Source organism: Mycobacterium sp. 852002-51057_SCH5723018, from assembly GCF_001667035.1.
Taxonomy (GTDB): domain Bacteria; phylum Actinomycetota; class Actinomycetes; order Mycobacteriales; family Mycobacteriaceae; genus Mycobacterium.
On record NZ_LZIR01000024.1, the window covers coordinates 41,669 to 52,786 of the forward strand.

The following is an 11,118-nucleotide window of genomic DNA, read 5'->3' on the forward strand; positions in this document are numbered from 1 at the left end:
GGTCAGCCTCGGTATGGCTACCTTCATCACGATCGGCTACGGAGACGCGGCCGGATACAACCGCGTGAGCGACGAATGTAAGAGGGCCGCGCACGCGCGCGACGACGAGTTGCGCGCGTCGGGGGCGCTCATCGGAATCGCCGGGCAACCCGTTCAGGTGCGCAACCCACAGGGCGCCGGCGCGCGGATCGAGCCGGGGCCGTACCTGCAGTCAACGCTGCCGATCGCCGGGTTCGCGGTGCTGGAGGCCGACGATATCGACGCAGCGATCGAGCGGGTGAGCCAAACGCCCTGCGCGATCGCGCACGGGGTCGTCGAGGTGTGGCCCCTAACGACGTGACTACCAGCTGTTCCAGTGCGTGAGCTGCTCGGCGGGCAGCCGCTTGGCGGGCCGGAAGTCGGTGCCCTTGGTGTAGGCGATCGGGAACAGCCCGCCCTGGCTGTACTTGTCGTGCGGGATGCCCAGCACCTCGGCCACCTTCTGTTCCCCGTCGCGCAGCAGGTGCAGCGTCGTCCAGCAGGAGCCCAGGCCGCGCGAGCGCAGCGCCAGGCAGAAGCTCCAGACCGCCGGGAACAGGGACGCCCAGAAGGACACGCCGCCCAACGGCGTCTGGTCGTCGCGGCCCTCGATGCAGGGAATCATCAGCACCGGCGCCTCGTGCATATGCTCGGCCAGATAGGTGGCCGAGTCCCGGACCTTGCCCATCCGCTCACCGCGGGTGTCGCCCTCGGGGTATTCGGCGCCGCCCGCGGCAAGGTAGCCGCGGGCGTTGGCAAGGTAGATGTCGCCGATCGCCTTCTTCTTGTCGGCGTCCTCAACGAACACCCACTGCCAGCCCTGCGAGTTGGAACCGGTCGGCGCCTGCAGCGCCAGATTCAGGCATTCCATCAGCACCTCACGCGGCACCGGCTTGTCGAAGTCGAGGCGCTTGCGGACCGAGCGGGTGGTCGTCAGGACTTCGTCGACGGACAGGTTGAGGGTCATAGAGGGAGACTACATTCGGCTGATGACCGTCGAACTGACACAAGAGGTTTCCAGCAGGCTCACGTCCGATCACTACGGGTGGCTGACCACCGTCGCCAAATCGGGACAGCCGGTTCCGCGGCTGATCTGGTTCTACTTCGACGGAGCGAAGCTGACCGTGTACTCCACACCCGGGGCCGCCAAGGTCGCGCACATCAGGGCGCGTCCGCAGGTGAGCCTGAACCTGGATTCCAACGGCAATGGCGGCGGCATCATCGTCGTCGGCGGGACGGCGGCGGTGGACGCGACCGACGTCGACTGCCGCGACGACGAGCCGTACTGGACGAAGTACAGCGAGGGCGCCGCCAAATTCGGCCTGACCGATGCGATGGGTTCCTACAGCACCCGGCTGGCGATCACCCCGACCAAGGTGTGGACGACGCCCGCCTAGCGGAGCGCTGGTTTCCCGCGAGCGTGCGCGTTTGTCCGCGACACGCCGTGAATTGTCGGCATTCTGCGCACCCTCGCGCCCGTATCAGCGGAAGTCGCGCGACTTCGAGCTCACCGCCAGGGTGATGCGACCCAGCCGCTCGGCCACGACGGTGACTGCGCCGCTGGCGTTTTGGACCTGACCGCGAACCAGCAGCGCCGGCGCCGTGTTGGCCAGCTTGCGATGCCGCGCCCACACCCCCGGCACGCAGAGCACGTTGACCATCCCGGTCTCGTCCTCGAGGTTGAGAAACGTCACCCCTTGGGCCGTCCCGGGCCGCTGCCGGTGAGTCACCGCGCCGGCGATCAGCACCCGGTCGCCGTCGGGCACGCTCAGCAGCTTCTCGGCGGGCACCACGCCCAGCGCGTCCAGGTCTTCGCGCAGGAACTGGGTGGGATAGCTGTCCGGGGAGATGCCGGTGGCCCACACGTCGGCGGCGGCCAGCTCCAGCTCGCTCATCCCCGGCAGCGACGGGACGCGCGACGACGAGCCCACCCCGGGCAACCGGTCCGGGCGCTGGGTGGCCGCGGCCCCGGCCGCCCACAACCCCTCCCGCCGGGACATGCCCAGGCAGCCCAGCGCCCCGGCGGTGGCCAGCGCCTCGGTCTGCGACACGGACAGCTGCAGCCGGGACGTCAGGTCCAGCAGAGAGGCGAACGGGCCGTTGGCTTTTCGCTCCTCCACCAGCCGCTCGGCCAGGTCGTCGCCGATATGACGGACGGCGCCCAGTCCCAGGCGGACGGCGTTCCCTGAATTTTCCAAGGTGGCGTGCGCCAGGCTGGCGTTGACGTCCGGGCCGTGCACCGTCACGCCGTGCCGGCGCGCGTCGGCCACCAGCGACTGCGGTGAATAAAAGCCCATCGGCTGCGCGCGCAGCAGCGCCGCGCAGAACGCCGCCGGGTGGTGCAACTTGAACCACGACGAGTAGAACACCAGCGACGCGAAGGACAGCGCGTGGCTTTCGGGGAAGCCGAAATTGGCGAAGGCTTCCAGCTTTTCGTAGGTCCGGTCGATCACGTCGTCGGGGGCGCCGTGCAGCGCGCGCATGCCGTCGTAGAACCGGCCGCGCAGCCGTTGCATGCGTTCGGTGGACCGCTTGGAGCCCATGGCGCGGCGCAGCTGGTCGGCCTCGGCGGCCGAAAAGCCGGCGCAGTCGACCGCCAGCTGCATCAGCTGTTCCTGAAAGAGCGGCACCCCCAGCGTCTTTCGCAGCGCGGGCTCCATGGACGGGTGGTCGTAGACGACCGGGTCGACGCCGTTGCGCCGCCGGATGTAGGGGTGCACCGACCCGCCCTGGATGGGCCCGGGCCGGATCAGCGCGACCTCCACCACCAGGTCGTAGAACATCCGCGGCTTCAGCCGCGGCAGGGTGGCCATCTGCGCGCGCGACTCCACCTGGAACACCCCGACGGAATCGGCGCGGGACAGCATCTCGTACACCGCCCGCTCGGAGAGGTCGAGCCGGGCCAGGTCCACCCGGATCCCCTTGTGCTCGGCCACCAGGTCGATGGCGTAGTGCAGCGCCGAGAGCATGCCCAGCCCGAGCAGGTCGAACTTCACCAAACCGATTGCCGCACAGTCGTCCTTGTCCCACTGCAGGACGCTGCGGTTCTCCATGCGCGCCCACTCCACCGGGCAGACATCGGCGATCGGGCGGTCGCAGATCACCATGCCGCCGGAATGGATGCCCATGTGCCGAGGCAGGTTTCGGATCTGGGTCGCCAGGTCGATCACCTGCTCGGGAATCCCCTCGGCATCCGGCGAATCCGCCGCCCCGCTCCAGCTGCTGATCTGCTTGCTCCACGCGTCCTGCTGCCCCTGCGAGAAGCCCAGGGCGCGGGCCATGTCGCGCACCGCGATCTTTCCCCGGTAGGTGATGACGTTGGCGACCTGGGCGGCGTAGTCACGGCCGTATTTGTCGTAGACGTACTGGATGACCTGTTCGCGCTGGTCCGACTCGATGTCCATGTCGATGTCGGGTGGCCCGTCGCGGGCCGGCGACAAGAAACGCTCGAACAACAGCTCGTTGGCCACCGGATCGACCGCGGTGACGCCCAGGGCGTAACAGACCGCGGAATTGGCCGCCGAGCCCCTGCCCTGGCACAGGATATTGTTGCACCGGCAGAACCGCGCGATATCGTGCACCACCAGGAAGTAACCCGGAAACTGCAGTTGGGCAATGACTTTCAGCTCGTGCTCGATCTGGGCGTACGCCTTGCGCGCGTTTCCCGACTGCCTCGGCGGCCCGTAGCGGTCACGCGCCCCGGCCATCGTCAGCTGCCGCAGCCAACTGTCCTCGGTGTGCCCGTCGGGCACGTCGAACGGCGGCAGCTGCGGCGCGATGAGCGCCAGCCCGAACGCGCACTGCTCGCCGAGCTCGGCGGCGGCGCTCACCACGTCCGGTCGCTGCGCGAACAGCCGGGCCATCTCCTCGCCGGACCGCAGATGCGAGCCGCCCAGCGGGGCCAGCCATCCGGCGGCGGAGTCCAGGGACTGCCGCGCCCGGATGGCGCCCATCGCCATGGCCAGCCGGCCGCGCGACGGGTGGGCGAAATGCGCGCCTGTGGTGGCGACGACGCCGACGCCGAAGCGGGGCGCCAGCGCGGCCAGCGCCGCGTTGCGTTCGTCGTCGAGCGGGTGACCGTGATGGGTCAGCTCGATGCTGACCCTGTGCGGGCCGAACCGGTCCACCAGGTCGGCCAGCGCCCGCGCCGCCGCGTCCGGGCCTTGCGACAGTGCCTGGCGCACATGGCCTTTGCGGCATCCGGTCAGGATGTGCCAGTGGCCACCCGCGGCCTCGGTCAGCGCGTCGAAGTCGTAGCGCGGCTTGCCCTTCTCGCCGCCGGCCAGGTGTGCGGCGGCCAGCTGCCGCGACAGCCGTCGGTAACCTTCCGGGCCGCGGGCCAGCACCAGCAGGTGCGGCCCGGGCGGGTCGGGCTGCTCGGTCCGCGCCCCCGGCCCCAAAGACAGCTCGGCGCCGAACACCGTGCGCAGGTCGAGCTCGGCGGCCGCTTCGGCGAATCGCACCGCCCCGTACAGGCCGTCGTGGTCGGTGAGCGCCAGGGCGCGCAGGTCCAGCCGGGCGGCCTCCTCGACCATCTCCTCCGGTGTGCTGGCCCCGTCGAGAAAGCTGAACGCCGAATGCGCGTGCAGCTCGGCATATGGAACGGACGACGGCGCCAGCCGGGCGTCATCCGGCGGCCGGTACGTCCCGCGCTTGCGCGACAAGGGGGCGTCCTCGGGGACCTGCTCCGGCGCGCCGGCGTGGCGCGGCTTGCCGTCGAGCACCCGCTCCATTTCCGCCCAGCTCAGCGGCCCATTAAACCAGCCCACGAGCCCAGTGTATCGAAAGTATGTTCGATTCGCGCCGCCACGGCCGCCCGCATCCACCGCCGTGAGAGGGTGGGTCGTGACCAAGTTGGAGCCGGTGACCATCGACCCGCGCCGCCACGACGCGGTGTTGTTCGACGCCGCGGTGGACCCCCCGCAAACGCTGTCGCGACAACTGCGCGAAGTCGGCCTGCACACCGGCGTCTTCGAGCCGAGCGGCGCGACCCTGAGCGAGGCGGCGGACGGGCTGGGGGTGCGGCCGGGCCGCTGCGCCGTCGTCGCCGGCAACGCCGCGGGCGTCGTGGCCGCGCGCAGCGCCGGCTTCGCGCTGGTGGTCGGTGTCGGGGCGGCCCCCGACGCACTGCGCCGCGCCGGCGCCGACGCGGTAGTCGCCGAGCCGAGCGAAATCGCGGTGCGCACCGGGGACCGCCGGATGTCGCAGCTGCCCGACGCCGCGCAGGCGCTCGGCCTCCTGACCGCCCGGCGGCCGGCGGTGTTCTACGACTTCGACGGCACGCTGTCGGACATCGTCGACGACCCGGGCGCGGCCCGGCCGGTCGCCGGCGCAGTCGAGGCGTTGCAGGCCTTGGCCGCGCAATGCCCGGTCGCGGTGCTGTCCGGCCGCGACCTCGCCGACGTGGCACAGCGCGTCGGCGTGCCCGGCATCTGGTATGCCGGCAGCCACGGCTTCGAGCTGACCGCGCCCGACGGCACCCACCACCAGAACGAGGACGCCGCGGCGGCCATACCGGTGCTCGAACAGGCGGCGGCCGAGCTGCGCGACGGGCTCGGACCGATCGCCGGAGTCGTGGTGGAGCACAAGCGATTCGGCGTCGCAGTGCACTACCGCAACGCGGCACGCGACCGCGTCGGCGAAGTGGCGGCGGCGGTGCGCGCGGCGGGCCGGCGCGATGCGCTGCGGGTGACCACCGGTCGAGAAGTCATCGAGCTGCGGCCGGACATGGACTGGGACAAGGGGAAAACCCTGCATTGGGTGATCGACCACCTCCGCGAGACCGATCCGGGTCCGCTGATGCCGATATACCTCGGCGACGACATCACCGACGAGGACGCGTTCGACGCGATCCAACACGACGGCGTCCCGATCCTGGTGCGCCACAACGAGGACGGTGACCGCGCCACCGCGGCCCGGTACGCTCTCGACAGCCCCACCCGGGTCGCCGAATTCACCGACCGGCTAGCACGCCAGCTGAGCAATGCCCCGGTGAATTAGGGCGTGACTGTGCGCTGAGCGCAGGCGGCGTGTCGCCGCCCAGGATTCACACTCGACGCCCCCGGCGCACAGCGATGGATATCACCGGCCGCTAGCCTTGCGCGTACTCCGCCGCGCCGTCGTCGAGCACCACCCGGGTGTCGGCGCCGTCGGGCCCGGAAGCCTCGGTGCGAAACACCGCCTTGCCCGGTTCGGTGCGCCAGACCAGCGTGGTCAGCGTCTCGCCGGGAAACACCGGCGAGCTGAACCGCGCGTCGATCGATGTGACGTTGGCGGCCACACCCTTACCCAACTCGGCCACCAGCGCCCGCCCCGCCACCCCATAACTGCACAGCCCGTGCAGGATCGGCTTGGGGAACCCGGCCAGCTCGCGGGCGAACCAGGGGTCGCTGTGCAGCGGGTTACGGTCGCCGGACAGCCGATAGATCAGCGCCTGATCCTCGCGGGTGGGCAGCGCGATGCGGGCGTCGGGCTCGCGGTCCGGGAACTCCGGTGCGGCCGGACGCTGACCCGGCTGCCCGCCGAAGCCGCCCGCGCCCCGGACGACGAAGGTGGTCGACGTTTCGGCGATCAGGGCTCCCGACTCCGGGTCCGTCCCGCGACCGCGCAGCATCACGACCGCGTTCTTGCCCTCACCCTTGTCCTGAATGTCGACGACCTCGGTGACCACCGACAGCTTTCCCGCCGCCGGCAGCGGCGCATGCAGCCGCACACCCTGCGATCCGTGTAAAAGCATGGCCCAGTTGAACGTTCCGATCTTGCCGGCTGCGCCGAACGCCGGACAACAGATCACCGCGTAGGTGGGCAGCACCTGCTGGGTGATGTCGTGGCTGTTCTCGGTGGTGAACGACAGGTCGTCGGTCCCACAGCCGACGCCGAGGGCATACAGCAGCGTGTCCCGGTCGGTCCATTCGAACGGCATCGGCTCGGTTACCGCGCCGACAGCACTCGGGTCAATGGCCACGCGAGTCTCCTTTCAGGCTTTTTTGCCACCTAACCATCGCAAACCCTTCCCACCGGCACCATCGGCAGGGCAGGCTAACGCCATGCGCAAGGGGAGCATGGTCTGGAAGGCGGCGGTGGTGCTCGCCGCAACGCTAATCGTCGGCGCGTGCGGCGGAACACCGCAGCAGCGCAGCATCACGTTGACGTTCGTCCGGCACGCGGAGTCGGAGGCCAACGCGAGCGGGATCATCGACACCGAGGTGCCCGGGCCGGGCCTGAGCCCAGAGGGCAAAGAGCAGGCCGCACAGGCGGCCCGCCAACTCGCCCACAACAACTACGACGCCGTCTACGCCTCCACCATGGTGCGGACCCAGCAGACCGCCGCGCCGCTGGCCTCCGAACTGCACAAGCAGGTCGAGGTGCTGCAGGGCATCCAGGAGATCAAGGCCGGCTGGTTCGAAGGGAAGCCGGTCAAGGAGGAGAACGCCACCTATCTGCTGGCGCCGGCGGACTGGATCAACGGCGACCTGCAGGACGCCATCCCCGGCTCGGTCAGCGGCAAGGAGTTCAACGACCGCTTCACCGCGGCCGTACAGAAGGTCTACGACAACGGGAAGCACGACCCGGTGGTGTTCTCGCACAAGTTCGCGATCGAGTACTGGACCATGCTGAACGCGAAGAACGCCAAGACCAGCCTGCTGACCAGCCACCCGCTGCCCAACGTCGGCCGCGTGGTGCTCACCGGCAACCCGATGAACGGCTGGACGCTGGTGGAGTGGGACGGCATCCGTAACTTCGCCGGTTGATCGCTCCGCGCGGACGATCACCCCTCGGCGAATCAGTTGCCTTTCCGCCATTCTCGGCGCGCGCGCATATCCTCTTCATACGCTTGGGCTTCCGCCGCCATCTGCCGGTAAGCCGCCGCGGTGTCGGGACTGCTGAACTGTTCCCCCAACTCGGCGGCGAGCAGCCGGATCAACTCCATCACGAACTGCAGGGACCGTCCGCTGTTCAGCGCGTCGTTGATCGAGTTGATCATGTCCTGGAACTGCAAGTCGCTGTTGGCGGCGGCGCCAAGCGCGAGCGTGACAGCGGCACGACGGGTGTCGTCGGGCCAGATGGATTCGTTGTGCGGTGGTTTCATGTCACTGTCTCGATAGCCGTTCTCATGATTGTGCTCCGCGCGCAAGACTTCAGCCTGTTCCCCGGTTGACGTTTGCGGCCACCAGCCGCCACGATGGCTTGCATGCGGTATGTCGTTACCGGCGGTACCGGGTTTATCGGTCGTCGCGTCGTTTCTCGCCTGCTCGAAACCCGGCCGGACGCCCTGGTCTGGGTGCTGGTCCGGCGCCGGTCGCTGGGCCGCTTCGAACGCCTCGCCGCCGACTGGGGTGAACGTGCGAAGCCGCTGGTCGGCGAGCTGCCCGAGCTCGAGCTGACCGACGAGACCCTCGCCGAGCTGGGCCCCGTCGACCACGTCGTGCACTGCGCGGCGATCTACGACATCACCGCGGGGGAGGCCGAGCAGCGAGCCGCCAACGTCGAGGGGACCCGCGCGGTGATCGGGCTGGCGCGGCAGCTGGGCGCCACACTGCACCACGTCTCGTCGATCGCCGTGGCGGGCGACTTTCCCGGCGAGTACACCGAGGACGACTTCGACGTCGGCCAGCAGCTGCCGACCCCGTACCACCGAACGAAGTTCGAGGCCGAGTCGCTGGTGCGCTCGGCGCCCGGGCTGCGCTACCGCGTCTACCGCCCCGCGGTGGTGGTGGGCGATTCGCGCACCGGCGAGATGGACAAGATCGACGGGCCGTACTACTTCTTCGCAATATTGTCGATGCTGGCTGTACTGCCCAAATTGACCCCGATCCTGCTGCCCGACACCGGGCGCACCAACATCGTCCCGGTCGACTACGTCGTCGACGCGCTCGTGTCGCTCATGCATGCCGAGGGGCGCGACGGGCAAACGTTCCACCTCACCGCACCGAAAACCATTGGGCTGCGCGGCATTTACCGCGGCGTGGCCAAAGCGGCCGGGCTGCCGCCGCTGCGCGGGTCGTTGCCGGCTTCGGTGGCCGCGCCGGTGCTCAAGGTGCGCGGGCGCGCCAAGGTGCTGCGCAACATGGCGGCCACCCAGCTGGGCATCCCCGCCGAGATCTTCGACGTGGTCGACCTCAAGCCCACGTTCGCCAGCGACCACACCCGGGAAGCGCTGCGCGGCACGAACATTGAGGTCCCGGAGTTCGCCGCCTATGCGCCCAAGCTGTGGCGGTACTGGGCCGAGCACCTGGACCCCGATCGGGCCCGCCGAAGCGATCCGAAGCATCCGCTGCAGGGCCGGCACGTGATCATCACCGGCGCGTCCAGCGGCATCGGCCGGGCGTCGGCGATCGCGGTCGCGGAGAAGGGCGCGACGGTGTTCGCGCTGGCCCGCAACGCCGACGCGCTGGATCAACTGGTGGCCGAGATCCGCGCGGGCGGCGGGCAGGCGCACGCGTTCAGCTGCGACGTCACCGATTCGGTGTCGGTGGAGCACACCGTCAAGGACATCCTGGGCCGCTTCGACCACGTCGACTACCTGGTCAACAACGCCGGCCGGTCGATCCGCCGCTCGGTGGTCAACTCCACCGACCGGCTGCACGACTACGAACGGGTGATGGCGGTCAACTACTTCGGCGCCGTGCGGATGGTGCTGGCGCTGCTGCCGCACTGGCGCGAGCGGCGGTTCGGTCACGTGGTCAACGTCTCGAGCGCCGGCGTGCAAGCCCGCAATCCGAAATACAGCTCGTACCTGCCCACCAAGGCGGCGCTGGACGCGTTCGCCGACGTCGTCGGGTCGGAGACGCTGTCCGACCACATCACCTTCACCAACATCCACATGCCGCTGGTCCGCACGCCCATGATCGCGCCGTCGCACCGGCTCAACCCGGTCCCCGCGATCAGCCCCGAACGCGCGGCGGCGATGGTGGTGCGCGGCCTGGTCGACAAGCCGGCGCGCATCGACACCCCGCTGGGCACGCTCGCCGAAGCCGGCAACTACTTCGCGCCGCGGACCTCGCGGCGCATCCTGCACCAGCTCTACCTGGGCTACCCGGATTCGGCCGCCGCCCGCGGGCTGGCCCCCGAGACCACGGCACCAACAAAGGTGGCGTGGCCGAAACGCCGCCCGAAGCGCCCGGTCCGCGCCGTCGCGGGCGGCCTGCGCACGCCCCGACCGGTCAAACGACTGGCGCGCCTGGTCCCCGGCGTGCATTGGTAGCCGGCCGCGTTTCGCCGGCACCGGATTGCGGTATTCCGGCGCCGTGATGCCCTGCGACGAGCGGACGGACGCCGACCCGGTGGCCGCCGCGACCCGGCTGCTCACCACGACGGGCGCCGCCCTGATGCCCGCGCTGGACGTGACCCGCAGCCTTCGGGTGGGTCGGGAGGAATGGACCCGGTTCGCCCGGCACTGGCGACATCTGGCGCCGGACCGCTACGCGGCGGAGCTGGGGGTGCAGCGCCTGCGCCGGTACGGCCAGTACGCGGTGCGCGACGGGGTCGCGCGGCGGGTGCCCATCGGCGTCTTCGCGCAGCCGCAGGACTCCAACCCGCTCTACGTCGGCAGGGATCGCCAGTTCGAACCGCTGACCGACGCGTTCGACGGAGATCCCCTGCTGCACAGTGTGATCCGACTGCTGGCCGGGATGGCGGCGGCCCTCGACGACGTCGACGAGTGGAACGTCAAGGTGCACCCCTTCCGCATCCGGTCCGCGGCCGACGCGGACGGGCGCCCCACGCCCGAAGGCATGCACCGCGACGGCGTCACCCTGGTCACCTCGCTGCTGATCGGGCGGCGCAACGCCATCGGCGGCGAGAGCACCGTGTGTGACCTGACCGGTCGGCAACTGCTGAAAGCGACGCTGGCCGAGCCCGGCACGCTGATGCTGGGCGACGACCGTCGCACCGTGCACGGCGTCTCGCCGATCCGGCCGATCGACGGCTCCGGGCCGGCGCAGCGCGACGTCCTGGTGATCACCTTCGCCTCGGCGTGGCCGTGAACCCCGTCTTCGGGGGGGGGGGCCGCCGCCGCGGCGGCCCGCGGGGGGGGTGTTTAGTGGAGGGGGCGCGCGCGCGCGGCGGCGGGGGGGGGCGGGGCGGCGGCGGGGGGCGTCC

10 protein-coding genes are annotated in these 11,118 nt (G+C 70.2%); 6 read left to right on the forward strand and 4 right to left on the reverse strand.

Features of this window, described 5'->3' with window-relative positions; all coding sequences use genetic code 11:
- Window positions 1-13 precede the first annotated feature (13 nt).
- Window positions 14-340 (forward strand): YciI family protein, encoded by a 327-nt coding sequence (locus A5764_RS06575; protein WP_067110381.1) that lies wholly within the window; start codon window positions 14-16, stop codon window positions 338-340.
- On the opposite strand, the gene A5764_RS06580 is transcribed toward A5764_RS06575, so the two are convergent.
- Window positions 341-985, reverse strand: a complete 645-nt coding sequence (locus tag A5764_RS06580) for a nitroreductase family protein (RefSeq protein ID WP_067110383.1) — start codon at window positions 983-985, stop codon at window positions 341-343.
- Window positions 986-1,007: 22 nt separating this feature from the next.
- Here A5764_RS06580 and A5764_RS06585 point away from each other — a divergent pair, with 22 nt between their 5' ends.
- Window positions 1,008-1,415 carry a TIGR03667 family PPOX class F420-dependent oxidoreductase gene (locus tag A5764_RS06585; protein ID WP_067110386.1) on the forward strand — a complete coding sequence of 136 codons (408 nt, stop codon included), beginning with the start codon at window positions 1,008-1,010 and terminating at the stop codon, window positions 1,413-1,415.
- A gap of 84 nt (window positions 1,416-1,499) precedes the next feature.
- On the opposite strand, the gene A5764_RS06590 is transcribed toward A5764_RS06585, so the two are convergent.
- Entirely contained in the window at window positions 1,500-4,787 is a 3,288-nt protein-coding gene (locus A5764_RS06590; protein WP_067110390.1) for an error-prone DNA polymerase, read from the reverse strand.
- A gap of 76 nt (window positions 4,788-4,863) precedes the next feature.
- On the opposite strand from A5764_RS06590, the gene otsB reads away from it, so the two are divergent.
- Window positions 4,864-6,018 carry a trehalose-phosphatase gene (gene otsB / locus A5764_RS06595; protein ID WP_067110420.1) on the forward strand — a complete coding sequence of 385 codons (1,155 nt, stop codon included), beginning with the start codon at window positions 4,864-4,866 and terminating at the stop codon, window positions 6,016-6,018.
- A 91-nt stretch (window positions 6,019-6,109) separates the two neighbouring features.
- On the opposite strand, the gene A5764_RS06600 is transcribed toward otsB, so the two are convergent.
- A complete protein-coding gene (locus tag A5764_RS06600; RefSeq protein WP_067110393.1) occupies window positions 6,110-6,982 on the reverse strand; it encodes a MaoC family dehydratase in 873 nt (290 codons plus the stop codon).
- Between the two features lie 82 nt (window positions 6,983-7,064).
- Between A5764_RS06600 and A5764_RS06605 the strand changes: the two genes are divergently transcribed.
- Complete coding sequence (locus A5764_RS06605) at window positions 7,065-7,769, forward strand: histidine phosphatase family protein (RefSeq protein WP_067110396.1); 705 nt, start codon at window positions 7,065-7,067, stop codon at window positions 7,767-7,769.
- A gap of 32 nt (window positions 7,770-7,801) precedes the next feature.
- Here A5764_RS06605 and A5764_RS06610 read toward each other — a convergent pair whose 3' ends face one another.
- Window positions 7,802-8,152, reverse strand: coding sequence for a hypothetical protein (locus tag A5764_RS06610; RefSeq protein ID WP_156664527.1), 351 nt, complete (start codon window positions 8,150-8,152; stop codon window positions 7,802-7,804).
- Between the two features lie 57 nt (window positions 8,153-8,209).
- On the opposite strand from A5764_RS06610, the gene A5764_RS06615 reads away from it, so the two are divergent.
- Window positions 8,210-10,222, forward strand: coding sequence for an SDR family oxidoreductase (locus A5764_RS06615; protein WP_067110402.1), 2,013 nt, complete (start codon window positions 8,210-8,212; stop codon window positions 10,220-10,222).
- Between the two features lie 46 nt (window positions 10,223-10,268).
- Complete coding sequence (locus A5764_RS06620; protein ID WP_082951540.1) at window positions 10,269-11,003, forward strand: 2OG-Fe dioxygenase family protein; 735 nt, start codon at window positions 10,269-10,271, stop codon at window positions 11,001-11,003.
- The last annotated feature ends 115 nt before the right edge of the window (window positions 11,004-11,118 follow it).

Coding starts and splice junctions, on each gene's coding strand:
- A5764_RS06575 (WP_067110381.1), top strand. CDS start 14: ATGGCTACCTTCATCACGATCGGCTACGGAGACGCGGCCGGATACAAC.
- A5764_RS06580 (WP_067110383.1), bottom strand. CDS start 985: ATGACCCTCAACCTGTCCGTCGACGAAGTCCTGACGACCACCCGCTCG.
- A5764_RS06585 (WP_067110386.1), top strand. CDS start 1,008: ATGACCGTCGAACTGACACAAGAGGTTTCCAGCAGGCTCACGTCCGAT.
- A5764_RS06605 (WP_067110396.1), top strand. CDS start 7,065: ATGCGCAAGGGGAGCATGGTCTGGAAGGCGGCGGTGGTGCTCGCCGCA.
- A5764_RS06615 (WP_067110402.1), top strand. CDS start 8,210: ATGCGGTATGTCGTTACCGGCGGTACCGGGTTTATCGGTCGTCGCGTC.
- A5764_RS06620 (WP_082951540.1), top strand. CDS start 10,269: ATGCCCTGCGACGAGCGGACGGACGCCGACCCGGTGGCCGCCGCGACC.